This is a genomic window from Actinosynnema sp. NPDC023587 (genome assembly GCF_040640215.1).
GTDB lineage: Bacteria > Actinomycetota > Actinomycetes > Mycobacteriales > Pseudonocardiaceae > Actinosynnema.
This window is the reverse complement of the sequence record NZ_JBFABG010000010.1, coordinates 48,368-71,889: the sequence shown is the minus strand read 5'-3', so window position 1 is coordinate 71,889 and position 23,522 is coordinate 48,368. Positions and strand designations below refer to the sequence as shown.

25 protein-coding genes and 1 pseudogene are annotated in these 23,522 nt (G+C 72.1%); 12 read left to right on the top strand and 14 right to left on the bottom strand.

Annotated features, from left to right (window positions below; translation table 11 throughout):
* The first annotated feature begins 74 nt into the window (after nt 1–74).
* Nucleotides 75–257, top strand: a complete 183-nt coding sequence (locus AB0G01_RS24625) for a hypothetical protein (RefSeq protein ID WP_360949322.1) — start codon at nt 75–77, stop codon at nt 255–257.
* 254 nt (nt 258–511) lie between these two features.
* Here AB0G01_RS24625 and AB0G01_RS24620 read toward each other — a convergent pair whose 3' ends face one another.
* Nucleotides 512–2,434 (bottom strand): Xaa-Pro dipeptidyl-peptidase, encoded by a 1,923-nt coding sequence (locus tag AB0G01_RS24620; protein WP_360949320.1) that lies wholly within the window; start codon nt 2,432–2,434, stop codon nt 512–514.
* A 102-nt stretch (nt 2,435–2,536) separates the two neighbouring features.
* Nucleotides 2,537–2,662 (bottom strand): annotated as a pseudogene (locus tag AB0G01_RS24615) (IS5/IS1182 family transposase); the annotation flags it as partial.
* Nucleotides 2,663–3,296: 634 nt separating this feature from the next.
* Here AB0G01_RS24615 and AB0G01_RS24610 point away from each other — a divergent pair.
* From AB0G01_RS24610 to AB0G01_RS24595, 4 genes are all read left to right on the top strand, one after another.
* Nucleotides 3,297–3,575: an IPT/TIG domain-containing protein gene (locus AB0G01_RS24610; RefSeq protein WP_360949318.1), complete on the top strand. Its 279-nt coding sequence runs from the start codon at nt 3,297–3,299 to the stop codon at nt 3,573–3,575.
* 330 nt (nt 3,576–3,905) lie between these two features.
* A complete protein-coding gene (locus tag AB0G01_RS24605; RefSeq protein ID WP_360949316.1) occupies nt 3,906–4,295 on the top strand; it encodes a hypothetical protein in 390 nt (129 codons plus the stop codon).
* Nucleotides 4,296–4,451: 156 nt separating this feature from the next.
* Nucleotides 4,452–4,769 carry an IPT/TIG domain-containing protein gene (locus tag AB0G01_RS24600; RefSeq protein ID WP_360949314.1) on the top strand — a complete coding sequence of 106 codons (318 nt, stop codon included), beginning with the start codon at nt 4,452–4,454 and terminating at the stop codon, nt 4,767–4,769.
* Between the two features lie 119 nt (nt 4,770–4,888).
* On the top strand, nt 4,889–5,155 hold the full coding sequence (locus AB0G01_RS24595) for an IPT/TIG domain-containing protein (RefSeq protein ID WP_360949312.1): 267 nt from the start codon (nt 4,889–4,891) through the stop codon (nt 5,153–5,155).
* A gap of 119 nt (nt 5,156–5,274) precedes the next feature.
* Here the strand turns inward: AB0G01_RS24595 and AB0G01_RS24590 are convergent, their stop codons facing one another.
* From AB0G01_RS24590 to AB0G01_RS24570, 5 genes are all read right to left on the bottom strand, one after another.
* Nucleotides 5,275–5,598, bottom strand: a complete 324-nt coding sequence (locus AB0G01_RS24590) for a hypothetical protein (RefSeq protein ID WP_360949310.1) — start codon at nt 5,596–5,598, stop codon at nt 5,275–5,277.
* A 749-nt stretch (nt 5,599–6,347) separates the two neighbouring features.
* On the bottom strand, nt 6,348–7,595 hold the full coding sequence (locus tag AB0G01_RS24585) for an MFS transporter (RefSeq protein WP_360949308.1): 1,248 nt from the start codon (nt 7,593–7,595) through the stop codon (nt 6,348–6,350).
* Nucleotides 7,592–8,749 (bottom strand): cysteine synthase family protein, encoded by a 1,158-nt coding sequence (locus AB0G01_RS24580; protein ID WP_360949306.1) that lies wholly within the window; start codon nt 8,747–8,749, stop codon nt 7,592–7,594. Before AB0G01_RS24580 ends, AB0G01_RS24585 begins: the two co-directional genes overlap by 4 nt.
* 376 nt (nt 8,750–9,125) lie before the next feature.
* Nucleotides 9,126–9,479 carry a hypothetical protein gene (locus AB0G01_RS24575; protein WP_360949304.1) on the bottom strand — a complete coding sequence of 118 codons (354 nt, stop codon included), beginning with the start codon at nt 9,477–9,479 and terminating at the stop codon, nt 9,126–9,128.
* A 443-nt stretch (nt 9,480–9,922) separates the two neighbouring features.
* On the bottom strand, nt 9,923–10,072 hold the full coding sequence (locus tag AB0G01_RS24570) for a hypothetical protein (protein ID WP_360949302.1): 150 nt from the start codon (nt 10,070–10,072) through the stop codon (nt 9,923–9,925).
* A gap of 173 nt (nt 10,073–10,245) precedes the next feature.
* Here AB0G01_RS24570 and AB0G01_RS24565 point away from each other — a divergent pair, with 173 nt between their 5' ends.
* Nucleotides 10,246–11,106 carry an NYN domain-containing protein gene (locus AB0G01_RS24565; RefSeq protein WP_360949300.1) on the top strand — a complete coding sequence of 287 codons (861 nt, stop codon included), beginning with the start codon at nt 10,246–10,248 and terminating at the stop codon, nt 11,104–11,106.
* A gap of 129 nt (nt 11,107–11,235) precedes the next feature.
* Nucleotides 11,236–11,391 (top strand): hypothetical protein, encoded by a 156-nt coding sequence (locus AB0G01_RS24560; protein ID WP_360949298.1) that lies wholly within the window; start codon nt 11,236–11,238, stop codon nt 11,389–11,391.
* A gap of 80 nt (nt 11,392–11,471) precedes the next feature.
* Here the strand turns inward: AB0G01_RS24560 and AB0G01_RS24555 are convergent, their stop codons facing one another.
* From AB0G01_RS24555 to AB0G01_RS24545, 3 genes are read right to left on the bottom strand one after another with little or no spacing between them, the layout of a single operon-like run.
* Nucleotides 11,472–11,762, bottom strand: coding sequence for a DUF4235 domain-containing protein (locus AB0G01_RS24555; protein WP_360949296.1), 291 nt, complete (start codon nt 11,760–11,762; stop codon nt 11,472–11,474).
* Entirely contained in the window at nt 11,759–12,292 is a 534-nt protein-coding gene (locus AB0G01_RS24550; RefSeq protein ID WP_360949294.1) for a DUF3618 domain-containing protein, read from the bottom strand. The genes AB0G01_RS24555 and AB0G01_RS24550 overlap by 4 nt, the downstream gene beginning before the upstream one ends.
* Nucleotides 12,289–12,681, bottom strand: a complete 393-nt coding sequence (locus AB0G01_RS24545) for a phage holin family protein (protein ID WP_360949292.1) — start codon at nt 12,679–12,681, stop codon at nt 12,289–12,291. Before AB0G01_RS24545 ends, AB0G01_RS24550 begins: the two co-directional genes overlap by 4 nt.
* 666 nt (nt 12,682–13,347) lie before the next feature.
* Here AB0G01_RS24545 and AB0G01_RS24540 point away from each other — a divergent pair.
* Nucleotides 13,348–14,577, top strand: coding sequence for a glycosyltransferase (locus AB0G01_RS24540; RefSeq protein ID WP_360949290.1), 1,230 nt, complete (start codon nt 13,348–13,350; stop codon nt 14,575–14,577).
* Between the two features lie 170 nt (nt 14,578–14,747).
* Here AB0G01_RS24540 and AB0G01_RS24535 read toward each other — a convergent pair whose 3' ends face one another.
* Together AB0G01_RS24535 and AB0G01_RS24530 are read right to left on the bottom strand one after the other, a co-directional pair.
* Nucleotides 14,748–15,137 carry a bacteriophage spanin2 family protein gene (locus AB0G01_RS24535; protein WP_360949288.1) on the bottom strand — a complete coding sequence of 130 codons (390 nt, stop codon included), beginning with the start codon at nt 15,135–15,137 and terminating at the stop codon, nt 14,748–14,750.
* Nucleotides 15,138–15,543: 406 nt separating this feature from the next.
* Nucleotides 15,544–16,722 (bottom strand): MFS transporter, encoded by a 1,179-nt coding sequence (locus AB0G01_RS24530; protein WP_360949286.1) that lies wholly within the window; start codon nt 16,720–16,722, stop codon nt 15,544–15,546.
* A gap of 70 nt (nt 16,723–16,792) precedes the next feature.
* On the opposite strand from AB0G01_RS24530, the gene AB0G01_RS24525 reads away from it, so the two are divergent.
* The 3 genes from AB0G01_RS24525 to AB0G01_RS24515 all read left to right on the top strand — a co-directional run bounded on the left by AB0G01_RS24525 (nt 16,793) and on the right by AB0G01_RS24515 (nt 19,631).
* Nucleotides 16,793–17,737, top strand: a complete 945-nt coding sequence (locus AB0G01_RS24525; RefSeq protein ID WP_360949284.1) for a DUF5937 family protein — start codon at nt 16,793–16,795, stop codon at nt 17,735–17,737.
* A 182-nt stretch (nt 17,738–17,919) separates the two neighbouring features.
* Nucleotides 17,920–19,005, top strand: coding sequence for an S-(hydroxymethyl)mycothiol dehydrogenase (locus tag AB0G01_RS24520; protein ID WP_360949282.1), 1,086 nt, complete (start codon nt 17,920–17,922; stop codon nt 19,003–19,005).
* Nucleotides 19,002–19,631, top strand: coding sequence for an MBL fold metallo-hydrolase (locus tag AB0G01_RS24515; RefSeq protein ID WP_360949725.1), 630 nt, complete (start codon nt 19,002–19,004; stop codon nt 19,629–19,631). Before AB0G01_RS24520 ends, AB0G01_RS24515 begins: the two co-directional genes overlap by 4 nt.
* Before the next feature lie 57 nt (nt 19,632–19,688).
* Here AB0G01_RS24515 and AB0G01_RS24510 read toward each other — a convergent pair whose 3' ends face one another.
* Nucleotides 19,689–20,540, bottom strand: a complete 852-nt coding sequence (locus tag AB0G01_RS24510; RefSeq protein ID WP_360949280.1) for an alpha/beta hydrolase — start codon at nt 20,538–20,540, stop codon at nt 19,689–19,691.
* Between the two features lie 53 nt (nt 20,541–20,593).
* Between AB0G01_RS24510 and AB0G01_RS24505 the strand changes: the two genes are divergently transcribed.
* A complete protein-coding gene (locus tag AB0G01_RS24505; protein ID WP_360949278.1) occupies nt 20,594–21,385 on the top strand; it encodes a hypothetical protein in 792 nt (263 codons plus the stop codon).
* A gap of 28 nt (nt 21,386–21,413) precedes the next feature.
* Here AB0G01_RS24505 and ligA read toward each other — a convergent pair whose 3' ends face one another.
* The gene (gene ligA, locus AB0G01_RS24500; RefSeq protein ID WP_360949276.1) at nt 21,414–23,405 is read right to left on the bottom strand and encodes an NAD-dependent DNA ligase LigA; all 1,992 of its coding nucleotides are present in this window, start codon (nt 23,403–23,405) and stop codon (nt 21,414–21,416) included.
* Between the last annotated feature and the right edge of the window lie 117 nt (nt 23,406–23,522).

Genomic DNA, 23,522 nt, shown 5'->3' with positions numbered 1-23,522 from the left:
TCGGTGGACCGGGTGCCGGCGGAAGAGGACACTTCGCGGTGTCTTTCCGGGCGGTGGCCTACAGGAGGACCGGTATGCGGGTTCCACGGCGTTTCGCGATGGCGTTGGCGGTGGCGGCGGCACTTGGCGGTGCGGTCGCAGTGGTGGCGGTCGACGAACTGGGGTCGGCCGGGCGCGCCGGCACGTCCACGAGCGGCGGGGCGTGGGTCGGCGATCCCCCGATCACGACCACGTCCGACCCGAAGCCCGGCGAGTAGCGCGGCGTCGGGCACGCCCTGGCCGGGCGGCTACCCCCGCAGCCGGCTGTCCGGCGGGCACTGCCCCGTCGCGAGGTAGGCCGACCAGTCCGCCGAGGAGAACACGCGGTTGCCGGGCCGGATGCGCGCGAAGTCCCCGGCCACCTCCGACACCGCGACCTACCAGGACCCGACCCGGCCGCTGCGCGGCTGACCGCCGAGGAGCCGCGCCCGGTGGTCCGGACCCCGAGGGCGTCCGGACCACCGGGCACCGGTCACCCCTGGTCGAGGCTCGCGATCCGGCCCGGCACGACCTGCGCCGGGTGCGCGGGCAGCGCCGCCGCGCCGGCCATCGTCGGCGCGCTGACGACCGGCGGCGCGCCGACGACCGGGAGCGTCACGAACGTCTTCGACAGGTCCACCGCCACCGTTCCCGGCTGCGCCGGCGCGGCGACGAACCCGGCGGCGGTCCCGCCGACGACCACCGCGAGCTGGTGGCCCTTCGGCACGACCTTGTCGGTGCTCGCCAACCGGAACGTCATCGTGTACGGCCGGCCCGGGACCAGCGGCTCCTCCTGGCTCAGCGAGCGGTGGTTGGCCAGGTCCGCCCAGCCCCGGCTGACGATGTGCAGCCCGACGTCCGCGGTGTCGGTGGCGGCGATCCGGTAGCAGGCGTCGTCGCCCCGGGTGCTCGCTCCCCAGCAGTCCTCGGCGGACCCGAACTTGACGCCCTCGCCGGCCCCGCCGTAGTTGCGGATGGTCGACCGGCCGTAGTCCACGAGCAGCGCGGAGACCCGCGCGGTGGCCGTGCTCGGCGTGACGGTCACGGTGATCGTGCCGGTGCCCGACAGGTGCAGGTCGCGGGCGAGCACGCCGGTCGAGTACAGCACCCGGGAGGTCGACGTCCGGGTGGGCTGCGCGGCCCAGGTCGTCTCGCTCTGCCGGGTGTCGGTGAACGACGCGGTGCCCGCCACCGCCGGCCCCGAGGTCAACGTCCCGACCCCGGCCGTGGACCCGGCGAGGGGCCGCAGCACGACGTCCCGCGTGCCCGTGGCGGGCCAGGCCGTCTGGTCGACCCAGACGTCGGGCTGCCGCTCGACGCTCACCCGAGGCGAGTCCCCGACGCCGTTGTCGAGGCCCAGCAGGTAGTGGTCGAACCACTGGTGCAGCGCCGCGACCCACTCGGCGCGCCGGAAGTCGAACGGGTCGACGTGCCCGGTCTGCGACAGCCACAGCTTCCGGTCGACGCCGGTCGAGGCCAGCGCGGTCCACCACTGGCCGAAGTTGATCGACTTGACGTTGAGGTCGTTGATCCCGTGCACGGCGAACACGCTCGCCTTCACGTTCTTGGCGGCGGCGACGTAGTCGCGGTCCAGCCAGGCCGGCGCGTAGTCGCCGTTGGCCGGGAAGTCCTGCCGCAGCCGCTGGTTCGCCGCCGTGCAGTTCTGCCCCTGGTTGCGCGCCGAGACGGTCTGCGCGAGCCCGACCGGCGACCCGGAACCACCCACCGCGCCGTCGGTCCGGTAGTAGTCGTACCAGCTTGAGATGGCCGCGATCGGCACGATCGTCTTGAGCCCCGCCACCCCGGTCGCGGCCACGCCGTTGGCGATGGTGCCGTCGTAGGACTTGCCGATCATGCCAACGTCCCCGGTGCTCCAACCGGCCTTGACGGTCGTGCCGCCGGTGGCGGTCGAGTACCCGGTGGCGCGCCCGTTGAGCCAGTCCACCACCGACTTGGCCGACCCGATGTCCGACGCCCCGCCGATGTCCACGCACCCGCGCGACCGGTTGGTCCCGGCGAGGTCGACCAGGACCACGGCGTACCCGCGCGGCACGAAGAAGTTGTCGTAGTGCAGCGGGAAACCGACCGGCCGCCCGGCGCTGTCGTAGGTCTTGACCTCCTTCTCCCCGCCCCGCCCGCAGCAGGAGTAGTAGGGGCTGGCGTCCATGATCACCGGCACCTCGACACCCCGCTCGGCGGCCTCCCGGGGCCGCACGAGATCGGCGGCGACGCGGTCGGCCCGCCCGTCCCCGTCACCGTCCCGCCCGGTGTCGACCCACACCGTCTCCCGGATGGCGGAGGCGAAGTCGTACACCGGCTCGCTCGCCACCCGCCCCGCCGCCACAGCGGTTCCCGACACGGCCGTGGCGGCCATGACCAGGGCTGTCGTTAACAGTTTCACCAGATTCGAGCGCATTCCGCTCCGCCTTCCCGACGTGACGCCCCCGCCGATCGAGCTTGGGGGGAAGGGCGCGCTCCGCAGTAGGGCGGAACGTACGGGGACATCCGGGCTAAGCGATCAGTTCGGAATGAGCTTCCGCAGGCGGATGGTCGAGCACGCGAGGCGAAGGACGGCCGGGTGGACGTCGGCTCGGCGTTCGGTGCGGACGCGAAGCCGGCGGAAGCCCTTGAGCCAGGCGGGGGAACAACCACTTGGCCGTGTTCGGACCGCAGAGGACCAGCAACGAGGTCGGCGGGTTCCTGGCGTGGGATGGAGGGAACCGTACGTGTCCCTGGCGCTGATGGAACACGTCAACCCGTACGGCACAGGTCGGGAGCCAGTGGTGGGCTCGACCCGCAAAGGGGTTGCTAAACCCGCTACCAGAGTCGGACGCACCGTCATCGAAAGCGGAAGCACCGCCGCAGGTGCCGAGGGGTGCATTGGTCCTGTGTGGGGCGCGGGAAGCGTGGAAACCAGCACCGCGAGTCTCGCTACCACGAGTGACCGGGCCGGTCGCGCATCGAATGTTCGGTCACCTGCGCGGGTGGTTGTCGCGGCGGTCGGTCGCGGCTGAGGACCTGAACTGGTGGATTGACAACAGCACCCTCGGAACGGATTCGACGATGTGTCAGCGGCAGCAGGTTCGGTGGCACCGCGACGCGGTCCACCAGGAGCCCACGACAGCAGGAGTCTCCCGATGCCCCGATGTATCCGGCTGGACGACGTCCCGGAGGAGCTGCTCTCGACCCCTGTGTCCAGGGCGCAAACGTCCCACACGAGGCGACAGACCCGTGCCACAGCACGGAGACCATCCGTAATCACACGAGGCAGGTGACACGTGGACGGGAAATGCACACCCCACATCGACAGCATCACACCCAATTCGGGCGGCGGTTCCGGCCAAAATATGGTGATCAACGGGACATGCCTGGCTACAACCGAGTATGTCCACTTCGAACCGGCTCAAGGAGGCGAGAAGACCTCGGTTTCCCCGATGACCCACAACGACACGAAAATTACCACGGTGATACCGGCTCTGCCTGCCGGGCACTACGACGTGTGGGTCGAACTCCAGGACGGAACACCGAGCAACAAAGTCCGCATACCGATGGGGTGAGCACGGGTGGGCCGAGCCCTGTCCCATCGGTGCCCGCCACGGACCGGGTGACGACTGCGCGTACCCACTCGGATCGACTTTGCCGGGAAGAGCGCGTAACCAGCGTCCGGTTCGTTCCGGAGAGGAGAGTCTGATGTCCGCAGGACGTTCCGCGAGCAATGACGTCGCCAGACGCATGAGCCCCGTCCATAACCCCAGATCTACCACCGGGTGACTACGACCTCTACGTGGGACAGGCGACGGAGACATGAGAAACGCCGTCCTTGGGGGACCCATGCGGACGCGGTACCCATCCGACAGCGACAGATCAACGGTGAAAGGAACCTCATCATGCTTCGTCGCGATGTCCTCCCGCTGTTCATCATGACACTGCTCATCGCGCTGGTGGCACCATCGACCGCGACCGCGAACCCCGTGCCGCCCGAACGTGTGACACGGAATACGGAAGCCCTCATTCGCTTCGCGCCGAATCAGGGTTTGACGCCGACGACCTTCCCTCAGCGAGCCACGCTCGTGTACCGGTACGCCGTGTCGCCGAGCTTGTACACCACGGCAAATGTGCGGAACGACGATTACCGGTACGTCGCGAGCGAGCAGCGATGGTACATGCACATCACGTTCCCCGGTGCCGTTCAACTGTGGAACCGGTTCTACGAAGGCAGCACGATCACGTACCAGGGAAGGTCGTACAAAGTGGAGTACGGCAGGCAGCTCAACTGAGTACCGATCCCGCGCGGTAGATGACCTGCCGGAGTGAATCGCAGTACAAACGGGTGGTCCCCGACCGCTCACGCGGCCTCGTGGAGTGAGCGGCCCCAGAATGGGACGACGGCCCAGCGGGGCCCTTGTTCGGATGTCCGGGAAGGGAGACAGGCCATGCCCACGGAACACAGCGAAGCGGCGGACGAGGGCACGCCACGAGTGAGGGATTCGCCGCACCTGGACAGGCTGGACCCGCCGAGTGGACCCGCGATCGGGTCGACGCCGGTGAAATTGACCGGGACGCTGCTCCAGCACGTGGTAGAGGTGCGCTTCGGCGTGTCCCCCGGCACTGACGTGCGTGCGCGGTCGCCGGTGGAGGTCACCTGCGTAACGCCGGCGCATTCGGCGGGGGTGGTCCAAGTGGTGGCCGTGGACGATCAGCAGAACGTCAGCAACCCGCTGCCGTTCGAGTTCCTCCCCCCTCCGGAATGAACCAGCGCCCCACGGCGTGAACACCGTTGTCCGCAATTCAAGTGCCGCCTTCCCTCCTCGCGCCGGAGAGACCGGCACGCAGTTCCGAACAATCCATCTCGCGAGAATCGAGAAATCTGATGACTGATCCCCGAAGCGGCCCGCACCTGGATTCGATCACCCCGAAGTCCGGTGGTACCGGCGGTGGGGAGAAGGCGACGCTCCAGGGCAGCCTGCTCTCCCACGTCGTGACGGTCACGTTCGGCGGCTCGGCGGCCACCGGCGTGTCGGCGACGATCAACCAGGTCGACTGCACCACCCCGGCGCATCCGGCGGGGGTCGTGAAAGTCACGGCGACCGACGACCAGGGCAACGTGAGCAACCCGGTGGAGTACACCTACAAGTAGGGAGACGCCGACGGCATCCTCCCGGCCTGTTCCCCGTTTTCCGCTGTGCCCGGGACAACGCCGCGCGCTCGGCCCGGCGACCGCTTCCGGTCGCCGGGCCGAGCGGCGTGTTCAGGCGATCACTGTTTGCGGAACTGCACGCTGCCCTGCGCGGAGTTGTCGACGCTGCCCGAGCCGGAGGGCAGCAGGACGACGACGAGGTCGTTGCGGTGGCATCCCCGGTTCCGGTAGACGTAGGCGAACCGGTTGGTCTGGTTGTCCAGCAGGTCGTCGTCGGACCAGCTCAACGCGTAGCACTTGTAGTCGTCCGGGTCGACGAACCTCGGCACCTCGTTGACGTAGAAGGTGCCTTCCGCCGCCGCCGCGACCCCCGGACCTGCCAGAGCCACCGCCAGAGCGGTTCCCACTGCCGCCACCGCGCCTGTCACACGTCCTGCGATCATCACATGCTCCTCAGGGAAATAAGGGGGCGCGTCGATGCGCCCTCCAAGCACCTACCCCCCGGTGGCCGGCTTCCGACATCCCAGGGTGTTGTTCCCCCGGTCGAGGAGCGACAATCAGCCTTTGGCGTCGCCGTGCAACGCATCGCGGAGCCCGCGCGGGCACTGGTAGGCCGTCCCCGGACGGGGCCTGACCAGCAACACCCCCGCCGGCTCGCGCGTCGGCCTTCGCAACCCGGCCCGCTACGCGGCGGTCGTCGGCCTGCTGCCCCGACTGCCCTGGAGTTCTGCCGTCCCGGCTGGTGACCCGCCCACCCACCGTCCGACACGACAATACGCCGACGCGTTCCGGACGTCGTTCCAGTGAACAGCGCTCATCAACACACCAGATCGACGGCACCCCAGTGACCAGTTCAATAGGAGCGGCGTGTCGACTTCTCCGTTGCCGCAACATGTTCCAAGACCCCTGCGTGCGTGAGGAGGTCTTGACCGACGAGCTGTGGGTTCGGCTTGAGCCGCTGATCCCGGCGCGCCGAGGCGTTTCGGTGTGTTGGCGGCGGTTGACCGAGTGGCATGTGGTCACCGACGCCACCGGCATCCCTCTGGCAATCACACAACCGAGGCGACGCCCACGGCACCGCCCCCCCGTCACCGCCCGACGAGGCGTCGAGCACGGCTCAAGGGCTTCCGTCGGACGTAGCGCACGCCGATGTGCCCGGCCGCCACGACGGCCGGACACATCGGCGGAAGCGCTACCCCGCTCGACTGCCCTCGGGCGAGGTGGTCTGCCGCGTCCGGAAGCGGGTCATGCCCGGTACCGCCAGCGTGCCGACGCACGCCACCAGCACCACGATCGCGGTGCCGACCAGTGCGGGGCGCTCACCGGTCGACTCCACCACCAGTGGCAGCAGCGCCAACCCCAGCGGGCTCATCGAGTACGACACCATGAAGTCCAAAGAGGACACCCGGGCCTGGAGCTCGGGCGGGACCTCGCGCTGGACCGCGCTGAACCACGGCACGTTGAACAGCTCCATGCCCACCCCGGCCAACGCGTACGCCGCCACCACCGGCCACGCGTCCGACGACAGCGCCAGCGCCAGCGGAATCCCGGCGTACAGACCCAGTCCCAGCACGGCGACCAGGCCGGGCCGGCCGGGCGTCCACCGGGTCATCACCGCGCCACCGGCCAGCGCGCCGACCGAGTAGCCGGTGAGCGCCGCCGCGAACACCAGGTCGGTCCCGAACCGGTCGCGGCTGATCACGGGCAGCAGCACCATCTGGGACGCTTCCCCCACCGCGAGCACGAACACCAGCATCACCAGACCCGCGACGAACCACCGGTGACGGCGGGCCTCCCGCACGCCGGCCATGAACTGCTCCACGAACGACTCCTGCGTCCGAACGCCCGGGACCACGCGCTCCGGCAGGCCGCGCGCGGCGAGCGCCGCCGCGCACCACAACAGCGCGGTGAGCACGAGCACCGCCCACGCCCCGACCCAGATCACCGCCACGGTCGCGACGCCCGGTGCCAGCACCAGCGCCAGCCGGAACGTGATGGTGGACAGCGCGTTGGCCGACTGCCGCTGCCGTTCGGGCACCAGGTCCCCGACCATGGCCTGGTACGACGGCCGAAAAGCACCCTCGCCCGCGCCGACCAGGAACACGCACAGCACGACCGCCCAGCTCGGCCCCGCCAGCGCCACCGGCAGCAGCAGCGCCGCGACGACCCGCACCAGGCACGCCAGGAGCACCGCCTTGCGCCGGGACCACCGGTCCGCCAGCACCCCGCCCGGCACGGTCGCGAGCACGAAGCCGACGGTCTTGGCGGCCAGCACCGGACCCAGCACCACCGCGCCGGAACCACCGTGCACCAACGCCAGCGTCACCGCCGCCGGCAGCAGCGAGACCGCCCAGGCGTCGGCGGTGTTGGCCAGCCACAGGCGGCGGAACGCCGGGACCGACCACGCCCCGCGCGCCGCCCGCTCGACACCGGTGGTCATGACCCCGGCCGCCCCACGGCCGTGGACCGGTGACCGTCGGCCGGCGCGTGCGGCGAACCCAGCTCCCGGGCCAGCTCCGGCCGGTAGTTGGCGGTCTGGACGGGCTCGGTGCTGTGCGGCACCAGGCGGTCCGCGCGGCGGTGCAGCTCGTCGGGCGAGGCGTCGAGGGTCAGCCCCTGCTCCTTCATCCAGTCGTCGTTGTAGATCGTGTGGAGGTAGCGCTCGCCGCTGTCGGCGGCGAGGATCGCGACCGCGCGGCCCGAGCCGTGCTGCCGGGCCAGCCGCAGGGCGACGCACAGCGCCGCACCGGTGGAGCCGCCGACCAGGATTCCCTCGGAGCGGGCCAGCACCCGGCACGCGACGAAGGCGTCCTCGTCGGAGACCTTGTACACCGAGTCGAGCCGGGACAGGTCGTCCAGGTTCGACGGCGTCCACCCCAGCCCGACGCCCGGGATGAGGTAGGAGTGCGAGTCGCCGCCGAACACCGCCGACCCGATCGCGTCCACGCCGACCACGTGCACGTCGGGCGCGTGCTCGCGCAGGTAGCGCGAGATACCGCCGAGCTGGCCGCCGGTGCTCACGGTGGCCACCACGGCGGCCAGTCCCGGGCCGGTCTGGTCGACCAGCTCCACGGCGGTCTCGTGGTAGTGGGCCAGCGCGTTGAGCGGGTTGAAGCACTGGTCGGGCCGGAAGGAACCGGCGATCTCCCGGTGCAACTGGTTGGCCAGCGCGATGCGGGTCTTGTGGTACGAACCGGTGTCGTCCTGCTCGTGGACGACGATCACCTCCGCGCCGAACGCCTGGAGCATGGCGAGGTTGGTGGCCGTGACCTTGGGGTCGACGATGACGATCACCCGGTAGCCCCGGGCCGCGCCGATCATCGCCAGCGAGATGCCGAAGTTGCCCGAGGAGGACTCGATGACGGTTCCGCCGGGCCGCAACAGGCCCTCTTCCTCCGCGCGGCGCACGATGTACCAGGCGGGCCGGTCCTTGATGCTGCCGCCGGGGTTGCACCGCTCCAGCTTGACGACCACGGACGCGTCGGATGATCCGGTGAGGTGCCGCAGTCCGATCATCGGAGTGGCACCGACGGTGTCCAACACCGTCGGTAAGCCGCCATTCGGGCCGGGGCAGGGATGCGGGACGTGTGCCATGCGAACTCCAAGAATTGTGCTCAGGACCTGAGCGCGGGGACGATTGCTGACGGCGACCAGCGCGAAATGAGGCGCACCGGAGCGTGCGGCGGCACAAAGCCCTCTCACGAAAGAGGGCAGCTTGGGGTGAGGTGTCGCGATCGCAGTGACTTAACGCACTGCGGTCTTACGCAGTGATCTGACTCAGCGGTCTATCGCAGCGCTCTGACCCAGTCGTGTGACGCAGTGGTCTGACGCAGTGGTCCGCGCACGGCGAGATGCCCCGGAAACACCGCCGGCAATCCGCGCGGCGGTCAGCGGGTGGTGTCGGCGGAACGCGCGGACGCGTGCGGAACCGCCACGGGGGCGGCCGGTTCCGGACCGGGGAAATGCCCGATCAGGTCCGGGCGACGCACAGCGACAGCAGGACTTCCCGACCGCTCGCGGTGCCCGGCGGTGGTCGCGTCCGATCGGCACCGGGCGGGACCAGGCCGCACGCGTGGCGCACGGCGGGAACCGCGCACAGCCACAGCGCGAGCAGGACCAGCACACCCGCGAGGAGATCCCCGCCGACGAGGAGGAAACAATCGGAATGCCGGATCAGCACACCGAAACCGTCGGTGGTGCCGTGGTGGTGGTCGCCGGGCGACGGTGCCGCCACGGACACGACCGGTGCGGGGTCGTGGACGCCGGAGACCTCGTCGGTCGCGCAGACGGCCAGGTACAGGTAGAGGAAAGCCACCAGCAGCACCCAGGGCGCGGACCACCGCGACCACCGGGCACTCCGCCGGGTGCCGATTCCACCTTCCACAATCACGTGAACATACTGAAGTCGCGGTGCACGCGATACACCTGTTCGTAGGTAATGAATTCGGCCCGCGAACGGCAAGGCGAACGGCAACTGTCAACACGAAGTCGGGTGACAACCCGAAGATCACTCGTCCACCCGCTTCCACTTCCGCGCGCACACCGCCGCCGACCACCGGCCGCACTCGTGGAATCGTTCTCGTGGCCGATGAAGAGGCGGCAGTACTCCGATGGAGCGAATCGCGGCGACAAACCGGCACCGGTGGCGACAATCAGTGATCCCCGCCCGTCCACGGGTATTCGATACAGTGGTTTCCCCGTGGCGCGCGACACTCCGGAGCGGTCGGTCCGGGTCGCGCAGAGCCGCCGGCCGCCGCTCGGCCCGTACTAACCGCGGAACGGGTTGAGGCTCCTGAGCTGCTCCAGCAGCGGCGCGAGCAGGTCGGCGGCCCAGTCCCGCAGTGGCGGCACGAACAGGATCAACGCCACCGCCAGCGCCACGTACAGCGCCATCCCACCACCGCGTTTCCGCGCCACGTCCGCCTCCTCCACCCCGTCGTCCCCTCCACGATGGCACAGCTCCGGCGACGACACCGCCCCCGGTCGGCCGGGATCACGGCCGTCCGGCGGCGACGTTCCACAACGGACAGTCCGTGGGCACCGGGCGGCTCGCGTTCGGCCTTCCGGTGTCGGGCGGGTAAACTGGGGCGGTGGGGGAAGGCGCGCGCATCGGGGTGTTCTACGACGGGACGTGGTTCGCGTACCTCAGTGATTTCTACGCCACCGAGCACCCGCGAGCCGCCCGGATCGCGCTCGACGGCTTCCACGACGCGGTGCGGTGGTACGTGCACACCGAGACCGGGTTGCCGCTGGATGTCTGCACGGTGGACGAGGCGCACTACGTGCGTGGGCGCATCGACACGCCCGCGACGTCCTTCGACGCCGCCCTGGCCGCCGCCGGGATCGTCCGGCACGACCTGCCCCTCCACGGCGGCAAGGAGAAGGGCGTCGACGTCCACTTCGCGCTGGAGGTGTGGGAGCGCACCACCGCCGCGCGGCTGGACTGGGTGGTGCTGGTCACCGGCGACGCCGACTTCACCCCGCTGGCCACCCGGTTGACCGCTCGCGGCGTGCGGGTCGTCGTGCCGGTCGTGGACATCCGGTCCTCACCGCTCCCGCCCGCCTGGACGCCGCGCACCGCCGCGCCGCTGCGGGCGGCGGCATCCCGGACGCCGGGGTTCGACGCGCTGTTCGCCCCCGCCGACCGCGACGGCTACCCGCTGCGGCAGCCGTTCGTGCGGTCCGCCGGGGTGGTGGCGTCGGCGGTGGGCTCGCCGCGCGGGCGACGGCGCGGGACGGTGACGGGCTGGCGGGCCGGGCAGCCGCACGGGTTCATCACCGACACGCGCGGCGGTTCGTGGTTCGTCTCCAGCGACGACCTGCCCGCCGGTCGCACGGCGCTGGCCACCGGCACACCCGTGTCCTTCACCGGCTCGCCCACACCCAACCCCGGCCGCAAGTACCCGAGGGCGTACTCGGTCTTCCCCGAACCGGTCGGCCGGCCCCGGTAGGTTCGCGCGGCGGTAGGTTCGCGCCCCGGTAGGTTCGCGCGGCGGTAGGTTCGTGCGGCGCGGGGGCCTTCACCGCCCGGACGCCGAGGTCGCGCACCTTGCCGTCGAACCGGCGCTGTGCGGTGCAGGTTGGGCGGCGAACTCCTGGCGGCCGAGCTGGACCACGCCGACCTCGCGCTGTACCGGCTGCTGTGGAGGCCGAACGGGCACTGCGGCGGCTTGACGACCTCGGGTGATGCGCCAACCGAAGTCCACCGGCAGCGCGCCGCCGCCGGTCGGCGATGACATAGCGGATGTCATCGCCGACCGGCGGCGGGCGTGTTCGTCGTCTTGCGGAGCAGACGGTGCCGCGACGGGCGGAACCGTCAGGTCTTGTGGCCGTCTCCCTTGTCCCCCGGCCACTCCCCGGTCACCTTGTCGAACAGGGTGGCACCACCCCGGTCGACAGCGGCCTTGACCAGGCCGAACACCGCGCCCTGGAGCGTCGCCGCGAGCAGCACCTCGCCCCAGCCCCGATCCTGCCGGTTGGCGGCGGGCGGTTCCTGCTCACCGCTGACCAGCTTCCACAGGTGCCCGGACAGCCGGCCGGCGAGCAGACCGCCAGCCACGCCCAGCAACGGCCCGAGGGGCTTGTACAACGTCCGTACCAGCGTCATCGTCCCCTCCTGACCAGCCAGGTCACCAGCAGCACGGCGGCGGCGAGCCCGCCGAGCACGGCGACCGGCCGGCGGCGGGCCTGCTCGGACACCAGCACGACCTTGTCCTGCACCGGCTGCGGCAACGACTCCACGACGTGCGCGGCGCGCTCGGCCACGTGACCGGCGGCCACCGAAGCCTTGTCCGCGACCTGCCCGGCGGCGGCCGTCGCCTTGTCGGCGACCTGGCCGGCGGCCACCGAAGCCTTCTCCGCGACCTGCCCGGCAGCGGTGGAAGCCTTGTCCACCACCACGTCCGCCGCCACCTGGGCCTCGGCTGCGGCCCGCGTGACGGCCTGGTCGACCCGCGTCGCGGCTTCGCCGGCCTTCACCTTCGCCTTGCCCACGCCGTCGTTCACGCTCTCCTTGACCCGGGCGGGCACGTCGGCCTTGTGCGCCAGCGCCTCGACCGTGTCACCGAGCTCCCGACGGGTCTCCTCGATGTCCCTGCGCAGCTTGGCGGGGTCCTTCGGGATGTCCTTCTCACTCATCGGTGCGTCCTCTCGCTCACGGTCGTGATGTCCCGTTTCACGCCTTCGATGGCCTCCTCCGGCAGCGGCGGCGTGCCCTCCGCGACCTGCTTGCGACCCAGCACGACCAGTACGCCGGCGATGGCGAAGACCACTGCGGCGACCACGAAGGCCGCCGCCCACGCCGGGAGCACCAACGCGAGGAGCAGCACGAGCCCGGCGACGACCGTGCCGACACCGAACCAGGCGAGCACGCCTGCGGCACCGACCAGCCCGACGCCGATGCCGATGCCGACGTGCTTGCCCTTCTCGCTGATCTCGGCCACGGCGAGTCGGATCTCTTCGCGCACCAGGCGACTCGTCTGCCGAGTCACGTCCCGCACCAGCTCGCTGGTCGACGTCTCGGACACGGCCTGCTCCTCTCCGTCCGCACGGATCACACAAAGGGGATACCCCGAATGACGCAGTTCACCCCTCGTAATCCGGGAAAAGTATTCAGGACCGGACGAGCCCGTGCAGCCGAGGTCGAGGATCGCCCCGAGGCGGGCGTCAGGGCCGGCGAGGTGGCAATGCGGTCGTCGCGGAGCAAGCGCCGGACGTCGTCCGCGTCCTGCTGCGAGCGCGCGATCAGCTCCGAGGTCGGCGCGACGGACCCGGCGACGGCGCGGGCAATGCTGTTCGGTCCACTTCGGACACTCTGTGCTCCTCGTTCCGTGGTGCGGCTCATCCCCGACAGCGCCTTCACCAGACGATCCGCCGTGATCAGACGCGGCGCGGCCCCGCAGGCCGCCACTTCGTTCCCGGACACGAAGTAGCGGACGGTCTTCGGGACGTCCGACCATCACCATCAGCCTGACCGGAACCCCGCCGCTCCAGGAGTTCCGCACCCGGCGCGCCGCCAACCGCGCCTCTGAAGTGGGAATTTCCTCTGTCCGATGAGGACTATCCAGGAAAAGGAGGAGCACCCACTCCTTTCCACACTCAACTTATAGCGCACCGGGGGGCTTGTGGCAAGACCCGGGTGGTGCCGCACAATTCCCGGCCTACACCGAGAACCGGGGAAATGGGGCCAAGAAGTGCGTGTGCTGTTGTCGACGTACGGATCGCGCGGGGACGTGGAACCGCTGGTGGCGCTCGCGGTGCGGTTGCGGGAACGCGGTGCGGAGGTGCTGGTGTGCGCGCCGCCGGACGAGGACTTCGCCCGGCGGCTGGCGGACTTCGCCGTGCCGCTGGTGCCGGTCGGCCCGTCGGCGCGGGAACTGACGCGCGCGGCACCGCCGCCGTCGTCCTTGCCGCAGCGCGCGGCCGAGTTGATCGCCGACCAGTTCGAGGCGATCACCCCGGCGGCCGAGGGGTGCGACGCGGTGGTGGCGACCGGGATGCTGCCGGCTGCGGCGGGCGCGTTGTCGGTGGCCGAGAAACTGGGCATCCCGGCCGTGTCGGTGACCTTCCAGCAACTGACGCTGCCGTCCCCGCACCACCCGCCGCTGGCGTACCCGGGCCGGCCGTTCCCGGCCGGGGAGACCGACAACCGGGTCCTGTGGGACCTGGACGCCCAGAGCACCGACGCGCTGTTCGGCGAGGCGCTCGACACCAACCGGGTCGCGAACGGTCTGCCGCCGGTGGACCACGTGCGCGATTACGTCGTCGGTGACCGGCCGTGGCTGGCGACGGACCCGGTCCTGGACCCGTGGCGGCAGCCGGCGGACCTCGACGTCGTCCAGACCGGCGCGTGGGTCCTGCCCGACGGCCAACCGCTCCCACCCGACCTGGTGGCGTTCCTGGACGCCGGCCCGCCGCCGGTCTACGTGGGCTTCGGCAGCATGCCCATGCACGCGTCGACGGACGTCGCCCGGGTGGCCGTGGAGGCGGTCCGCGCCCACGGCCGCCGCGTCATCGTGGCCCGGGGCTGGGCCGGCCTGGCCCTGACCGACGACCGCGACGACTGCTTCGTCGTCGGCGAGACCAACCAGCAGGCGCTGTTCAGCCGGGTGGCCGCCGTCGTGCACCACGGCGGAGCGGGCACCACGACGACGGCCACCCGGGCGGGCGCGGCGCAGGTGGTGGTGCCGCAGGCGGCGGACCAGCCGTACTGGGCCGGCCGCGTGGCGGAACTGGGCATCGGCGCGGCCCACGACGGCCCGACCCCGACCGTCGAGTCCCTGTCGGCGGCCCTGGCCACCGCCCTCGAACCGACCACCCGCGCCCACGCGACCGCCGTGGCGGGCTCGATCCGCCCCGACGGCGCGACGGTGGCCGCGATGCTCCTGCTCGACTCGGTCAACCAGCACCGGAAGGCCCGCTAGACCATCCGCCCGCGTCACGCACTGCGCCCGTCAAGTGGGCGGGACGAGCGCCGGGCCGCAGTTCGGCCCACCACCGGGTTGGCGGCGAGGTCGAGTCGGGGCTGGGCTGGTCCTCGGTGGCGCGGGCGGTTGTCGCGGAAAGCCTTGCGGGCGAACAGGTGTCGCCGAGATCACGGGGCACAGGCCGAGGTCAGCGCCGCCACCTGGTCCGCCTTCGCCGCCAGCCACGCGGCCGGGCGGCCGATCACGTCGTCCACCGTGACGTCGCGCAGGGTGGCGGCGAGCGCGGAGATGGCCTGGTTGACGGTGGTGTCGGCGGCGGACGCGGCGAGATCGGCCAGCGAGCCGGCGGCGGCGTGGGCGCTGTCGACCGTCCGCTCCGGCGAGCCGCCGTCGAAGATCCGACCGGCCTGGCTCAACGCGTCGGTGCACACCTGGACCGTGGTGGCAGTGTTCGAGATGGCGTTGGCGGTGTCCGCGACTTCCTGCGCGGCACCGCAACCGCTCACGACAACGGCGAGGGTGACTGCGGACAGGGCGAGGGCGACAGGGGAACGCATCAGAAATCCTCCGGTTCATCCGAACCAGAGGTCTCCCCGGTCGTCGCGAGGCGACGACGTCGTGACCGAGCCGCTGTGGAGCGGCCGTAATGACGATCACGAACCGGGCGGGTACTCCCCTCCGCACCACAAGCATCCTGGACATCCGGCCCTCACGTCAAGCGCGGCGGGCCGGGAATCCCGGAGGTGGTCCGCATCACCACCGCCCGACCGACCCGAGGCGATCCGACCCGACCCGACCCGAGGCGATAAGCCGGTCGTGCGGTCGTGCGGTCGTGCGGACGAGTGGGTCGGGCGGGCGGTGCGCGGCGGGGGTCGCCGTCGTCGTCGTGGTGGTCTCGTTGTGGGACAACGGGGTGCAGGCCAGCGCCGCCTTGCCGACGTCCTCCTTCCGGGACGGCGGCGGTCACGTCGGGAGCCGCTCGGCGTCGCGCACCGGGCGCGGGCGGTGGGCCAGGACCGTCCCGGCGAGGACCACGGCGAGGACGCCGAGGACGATCGCGGCCGGTGTCGGCAGGATGCCCACGGCCAGCGAGCCGACGACGAAACCGGCCCCCTGCACCACGAACACGAGCGAGAAGCTCTCAGTCCACCGCTCGGCGGGCACCGCTCGTTGCAGTTCGGTGGACGCGATGGTGCCCAGTGGCGCGGTCGCGAGGCCGATCACGGCGGTGCCCGCGAGGAGGGCGGGCCAGCCCGTGGACACCAGCAGGACACCCGCCCCGACCGCGTACGCGCCGAGCAGGACGAGCGCCTGCGCCTGGCGGGACCGGCGCAGTGCCAACCCCCGCCAGGCGTAGGCGGCACCGCCCACCACGCTCGCCACGCACAGCACGACCGGCACCACGAGAGCCACCTCCGGGTCGGCCCCGATCCGCTGCACCAGCGGCACCGGGGCCACCTCGACGGTGGCCAGCACGTGTCCGATCGCGTAGGCGGTCGCGAGCCACCCGAGCACGGCGCGCACCGGCAGCCGGAGGGCGGTCCGCGTGGCCGGGCGCGGCGTCCGCTCGACGGCGGAGCGGGGCACGAACAGCACGGCCAGCAGGCAGGACGCCGCCATCACCGGGACGGGCAGGACCGGGTGCACCCACACCATCGCGCTCGCCAGGACCGGACCGGCGACCAGCACGCACTCGACCACGGTCAGGTCCACGGCCACCGCGCGCGGCAACGCGGCGGGCGGCACCGTCTGGGCGAGCAGGGTGCGGAACCCGCCGGCGATCCCGCCGCCGACCAGTCCGGGCAGCACGACCACCGCGACCAGCACCGGAGTGGGCGCACCCAGCACCGCCGCCGACGCGAGACCGGCCAGGCCGGCCGCCGCCGCCACCAGCGCGAGCCGCAGCCCGCGCGCCGGCCCCACCCGGTCCAGCAGCCGGCCGCACGGCACCGCACCGAGGATCTCGGCACCGGCGAACACCGCCATCATCACCCCGCCCAGCCGGTGCGAACCGGTCGTGGCGGTGGTCAGCAGGGTGAACGCGAGCGGGGCCATGGCCTGCGGCAGCCGGGACAACTGGGCTCCGGTCGACCAGCGCCGGTACGCGCCGGTGAGCGGAGGGTGCGGGACGACGGGGATCATGGCGACCACCGTCCGCCGGCCGACCGTTCGGGCACACTGATTCGGACATGGCCGAATCCGGGAGCGCGCGGTGATCGAGCTGGTGCTGGGGCGGACGGGCGCGCACCGGGTGCGGTTCGCGATCTCGCCGCTGGAGGAGGCACTGGGCGCGATCGAGGTCATCCTCGGGAAGCGGAGCCACCCGGCGCACCTGCCGTGGCTTCGCCGCGCCGCCGACCGGGCCGGGCGACTGCCGCTCGCCGAGCTGTTCCGAGTGCTGAGCGGCGCGCACTACATCACCGACTTCCTCAGCCCGCCGCCCGGCACCCCGGAGACCACCGCCGCCGCGCAACTGGACCTGGTGCGGGCGACCCCGCCGGCCCAGGTCGCGCTCGAACTCGCCAGGGTGGACGCCGACCTCGGCGCGCTGCCCGACGACCCCGAGCGGGCCCGCGACCTGCTGGCCGCGCAGCTCGAAATCGCGTGGACCGAGCTGGTCGAGCCGGACTGGCCCAGGCTGCGCCACACCCTGCTCGCCGACGTCGACCACCGCGCCCGGCGGCTCGCCAACGGCGGCATCGCACTGGCACTGGCCGACCTGCACCAGCGCGTCCGGCTGACCGGCGACACGATCGGCGTGGCGAGCTCCAGCCGGGGCCGGGTGCACCTCGACCACCGGGGGCTGCAACTCATCCCCAGCGTGTTCGCCTGGCCCGGGGTCGGCGTGATCACCGGCGAGCCCTGGCACCCGGCCCTGCTCTACCCCGCACGCGGCGTGGCCGAGCTGTGGTCCGCGCCCGACCGGCCGCCCGGCGCGCTCGCCGGCGTGCTCGGCCGGTCCAAGGCCGCGCTGCTGAGCACCCTGAACCGCCCGGCCGGTACCGCGGAACTGGCCCTTCGGCTGGGCCTCGCCCCGAGCACGGTGTCGGGCCACCTCACCGCGCTGCGCGCCGCGGGTCTGCTCGCCACCACCAGGCACGGCCACGAGGTCCGCTACCACCGCACCGGACTGGGCGACGCGCTGCTGCGGCCCTGACTCCCCGGCCCAGGGCCCCGGTCCTCGACGGTTTCGCGGCGTGCCTGGGGGCCGTGTCGGCGCAGGTGCGGCGGTCTTTTCGCGCTCCACTGTGGAGCCGCCCGGCGAGGGGCTGGGTTTCGCGTGCGGGGCCGCGTGACATAGAACAGACTCGGACTGGACGCATTCGAGGAGGAAACTTCGTGGCTCAGACGGTTCGTGGCGTGGTCGCCCGGGGCAAGGGGGCTCCGGTCGAGGTGGTGGACGTCGTCGTCCCCGACCCCGGTCCGGGCGAGGCGGTGGTGCGGGTGCAGGCCTGCGGGGTCTGCCACACCGACCTGCACTACCGGGAAGGCGGCATCAACGACCAGTTCCCGTTCCTGCTCGGCCACGAGGCGGCCGGGGTCGTGGAGGCGGTCGGCGAGGGCGTCACGAACGTCGGACCGGGCGATTTCGTGGTGTTGAACTGGCGCGCGGTCTGCGGCGCGTGCCGGGCCTGCCTGAAGGGCAAGCCCTGGTACTGCTTCGCCACCCACAACGCCGCCCAGCCGATGACGCTGGCCGACGGCACCCCGCTGTCCCCCGCGCTGGGCATCGGCGCGTTCGCGGAGAAGACGCTCGTGCACAGCGGGCAGTGCACGAAGGTGGATCCGGCGGCGTCGCCGACCGTGGCCGGCCTGCTCGGGTGCGGGGTGATGGCCGGGTTCGGCGCGGCGGTCAACACCGGCAACGTCGGGCGCGGCGACACCGTCGCGGTGATCGGGTGCGGCGGGGTCGGCAACGCGGCCGTGGCCGGTGCCCGGCTGGCCGGTGCGACCACGATCGTCGCGGTCGACCTCGACCCCCGGAAGCTGGAGTGGGCGCGCGGCCTGGGCGCGACGCACACCGTCGACGCCTCGACCGAGGACGCCGTGGCCCGCGTGCGGGAGCTGACCGGCGGGTTCGGCGCGGACGTGGTGATCGACGCGGTGGGCCGGCCGGAGACGTGGCAGCAGGCGTTTTATGCCCGCGACCTGGCCGGGACGGTCGTTCTGGTGGGGGTGCCGACGCCGGACATGCGGATCGAGATGCCGTTGATCGACTTCTTCTCGCGCGGCGGGTCGCTCAAGTCGTCCTGGTACGGCGACTGCCTGCCCTCCCGCGACTTCCCGTACATGATCGACCTGTACCTCCAGGGCAGGCTCGACCTGGACGCGTTCGTCAGCGAGACGATCGCGCTGGACGAGGTCGAGGCGGCGTTCGCCAAGATGCACCGCGGCGACGTGCTGCGCTCGGTGGTGGTCTTCTGATGGCCCGCATCGACCACGGCGTCACGCGCGGCACGTTCACCCTCGACGGGCAGACCTTCGACGTCGACAACAACGTGTGGGTGATCGGCGACGACAAGGAGTGCGTGGTCATCGACGCGCCGCACGACGTGGACAAGATCCTGCACGTCGTCGGCGACCGCGAGGTGAAGGCGATCCTGGCCACCCACGCCCACGACGACCACGTCCGCGTCGCACCGGCCCTCGCGGCGGCGACCGGGGCACCGGTGCTGCTGCACCCCGCCGACCGGGTGCTGTGGGACCTGGTCCACCCGGCCGCCGCCCCGGACGGGGACCTGGCCGACGGCCAGGTGGTGGAAATCGCCGGCACCGCCCTGCACGTGCTGCACACCCCGGGCCACGCGCCCGGCGCGTGCAGCTTCCACGCCCCGGACCTGGGCGCGGTCTTCACCGGCGACACCCTGTTCCACGGCGGCCCGGGTGCCACCGGCCGGTCCTACTCGGACTTCGACACGATCATCCGGTCGATCACCGACCGCCTGCTGGTGCTGCCGGCGGACACCGCCGTGCACACCGGGCACGGCGACAGCACCACGATCGGCGCGGAGGCACCCCACCGCGGGGACTGGATCACGCGCGCCGGGTGACCGGGACGGTTCGGGCGGCGCGGGTGTCCGCGCCGCCCGGACCGACTGGTCGTGGCGTCACCGGCGTCGGAGCACGGACTCCAGCCACGGGGTCAGGACCGGCAGGACCGTGCGCGCCCGCATGGCGCTCATGTGGTCGGTGTCCGGGACGAGTTCGACCGTCCAGCCCCGTTCCCCGAGTTCGGCGCGGTGGCGCTGGATAGCGTCGGCGATGGCGACGTGGGCGTCGTCCCACTTCGCGCCGTAGGTGATGTTGTCGTTCTCGCCGGCGAACACCAGGCACGGGACGTCCACCCGGTCCAGCGCGGCCCGTTCGTCGAAGCCCTGGAGGGATTCGTAGAGGGTGACGTACTGGCCGGTCTGGTCCTGGTCGAGCGCGACCTCCACGGTGTCCCAGTCCCCCGGCACCGGAACCACGGGGTCGGGCCGGCGGTCGGCGTGGGCCAGGGCCATCCGGTGGGTGGCGCGGGTGACCGCGAGCATCGGGCCGTAGGGACCACCCAGGGGCGGGAAGCCGCCCATGGCCAGCGCGGTGAGCCGGTCGGTGCGGGTGGCGAGCTGGAGGCCGGCCAGGGCGAGCCAGGAGTAGCCGTAGTAGGCGAACCGGTCCGCGCCCGCCGCGTCGGCGAGGGCGAGCAGGTCGGCGGCGACGGCGGACGCGGTGAGCGTGCGGGGTTTCGGGTGCCGGGCGAGGTGACCCTCGTAGTCGGCGGCGACGACCCGGAAGCCGGCGGCGGCGAGGGCGGTGGCGAGGGTGTGCCCGAGGTCGGGATCGGCACCCCAGGCGCGCGCCTGCTCCGCCGTGGCCTCGTCGGCCTCGGCGGTGCCGAGGGGCACCAGGACGGTCGGGCCGTCGCCCAGCACCGACACCTCCAGGGACGAGCCGTCGTGCAGTCGTGCCGTGACCACGGAAAACCCCCTGCGCAGAGATCGGACGCAAAACACTCTACAGTGTAGAGACTATGGTGACCCCCTCCCCCGACGTGACCGCCCACGTCCGCCGGCTCTGGCGGCACCGCGGCACGACCCCGCCGACCCCGCGCCGGGGTCCCCGCCGGCAACTCGACCTGGACGAGATCCTGGAGGCCGGTATCGCGCTCGCCGACGCCGAGGGCCTGGCGGCGGTGTCGACCCGCGCGATCGCCGCGAAGTTCGACAAGACCGCGATGGCGCTCTACCCGTACGTGGGCACCAAGGAGAACCTGCTCGCCCTCATGCAGGACCACGCGTCCGCCCTGCCGGCCTGGGAGGACCCCGCGACCAGCCTGGCCGACGCGCTCCAGGCGTGGGCGGGCGCGCTGTTCGAGGTGTACCTCGCCCACCCGTGGCTGACCGGGCGACCGTGGTCCCAGGCCACCCAGGGCCCGCACGAGCAGGACTGGCTGGAACGCCTGGTGCGGATCTTCGACACCTGGGGCGTTCCGCCCGGCGCGCTGCCCCCGGCGATCACGATGCTCTACGCGACGGTCCGCGCCACCGCCTCCACCGCCGCCGCGTACCGGAGCACGGACGAGCGCGGGGCCACCGAGTGGACCCGGCAGGCCCAGGCGACCGCGAAGGAGGTCCCCGACCTGCGCGAGCGCTACCCGCGGTCGACGAGCCTGGAACCCCTCACCCCGGACTGGCGCGACAACCCGCGTGCCGCGCTCACCGGAGCCGTCCGACTCGTGGCGACCGGGCTGGCGGCGACCACGACGGCGCGGTCCACCGACGCGCCGGACCCGCCGGACGGCGACGACCGCTCACCGGCGTGACACCGCGAGACCGGTGCCGGGACAGCCCTCAGGCGACGCCGGCCACGAAGAGCAGCGCCCAGATCTCGCCCTGGTCCACGACCGCGACGCCGAGCTTCTCGGCCTTCGCGATCTTGCTCGCGCCGACGTCGGCTCCCGTGATGAGCATGTCGGTGCTCGCCGACACCGACGTCACCGTGGTCGCGCCGGCCTTCTCGCACAACCGCTGGAACGTCGGGCGCGGGATCTTCTCCCCCGAGCGCGGGTCGCTGATCGCCCCGGTGATCACCACCGTCTTGTCCGCCAGCGGTGCGTCGGAGGCCACCACCGGCGGCAGGTCCTCGTCGCGCACGTCCAGCGACACGCCCCGCTCCCGCAGCCGCTCCAGCTCCGGCCGCAACCGGGTCAGGTGCTCGGTCAGCGACGCCGCCACCTTCGGCCCGATGTCCTCCACGGCCACCAGGCGCTCCTCGCCCGCGTCGGCGACCTCTTCCAGCGTCGCGAACCCCGCGCGGCACAGCCGGGCCGCGGTGCCCTCCGACGCCATCGGGATCGCCAGGCCGATCAACGCGCGGCGCAGCCCCACCCGGCGGCTGGTCGCGATCGAGTCGATCATCCGCGCGGCGGAGACCTCGCCGACCCGGTCGAACTCCAGCAACCGCTCCTTGGTCAGGTCGTAGAAGTCCGACGGCCGATCCAGCACACCCGCCTCGGCGAGCCGCTCGATCCACACCGGACCGACCGCCTCGATGTCCGCCGCCGCCCGCGACGCCCAGTGGATCAACCGGCGCACGGTCTGCGCCGGGCAGGCCACGTTGGTGCAGAACAACTCCCGGCTGTTGCCCTGCTCGACCACGGCCTGCCCGCACGACGGGCAGGCGACCGGCGGGACGATCTCCCGCTCCGCGCCCGTGCGCGCGGCCGGGTCCAGCACACCCGCGACGAACGGGATCACGTCGCCCGCGCGGCGGATCAGCACCGTGTCGCCGATCATCACGTCCCGGGCGCGGATCACCTCCTGGTTGGCCAGCGTCGCCTTGGTCACCGTCGTCCCGCCGACGAAGACCGGCTCCAGGTGCGCCACCGGGACGATCTTGCCCGTCTTGCCCACGTCCCAGAGCACGGCGGACAGCACCGTCGTCTTCTCCTCGGCGGCGAACTTGAACGCCAGCGCGCCGCGCGGCGAGTTCGACCGGGTGCCGGCCGCCGCGAAGGCGTTCCGGTCGGCCAGCCGCAGCACCGCGCCGTCGAGGTCGAAGTCCAGGTTGTTGCGCCCCTGCTCGATCTCCTGGATCACCGCCTGCGCGGCGGCGGCGTCGTCGCAGTGCCGCATGTCCGCGACGGTGAACCCGAGCGTCCGCAACCCGTTCTCCAGGTCGGCGGCGGCACCGCCCTCGGAGGTGTCCAGGTCGAAGGCGAAGTACCGCATCCGCCGCCCGGCGACCGTGGCCGGGTCCTTGGCCCGCAGCGTGCCGGCGGCGGCGTTGCGCGGGTTGATCAGCGGCTTGTCCACGTGCGCGGCGTTGTACGCGGCGAACGTCGAGCGCAGCATCACCGCCTCGCCCCGCACCTCGACCCGGCCGGGCACGTCCACCCGCTCCGGCACGCCGTCGACCATCGCGCGCACCAGCGGTGTCACGTCGTCGCCGGTCGTGCCGTCACCCCGGGTCACCGCGCGGGCCAGCCGCCCGTTCTCGTAGACCACCGCCAGGGACAGCCCGTCGAGCTTCGGCATCACCACGACCGACTGGCCGGGGAACCGGTCGAAGAACGCGGCGACCTGCTCGGGCCTCGTCGCCTTCTCCAACGACAGCATCGGCCGCGAGTGCCGCACGGGCGCGTGCAGCACGGCCGGCGCACCCACCTGCTCCAGCGGGTTCGGGTCGGGTGCCAGCTCCGGGTGGGCCTCGACCAGCCCCCGGAGCTCGTCCTCGACGACGTCGTACTCCGCGTCCGCCACCAGCGGCGTGCCCTGGTAGTACGCCTCGCGCAGCGCCACGATCCGGTCGGCGAGTTCTTGGATCCGTTCCCGAGCGTTCACGGCGTACAAGTTACCCGCGACCACCGACAACGGAGGTCGCCACGCCCAGGTGACACCCCCGAACCCGCAGGTCCGAGCCCTGCGGGCGCGGTACCCGGCGGCCACCCGACGTCCAGC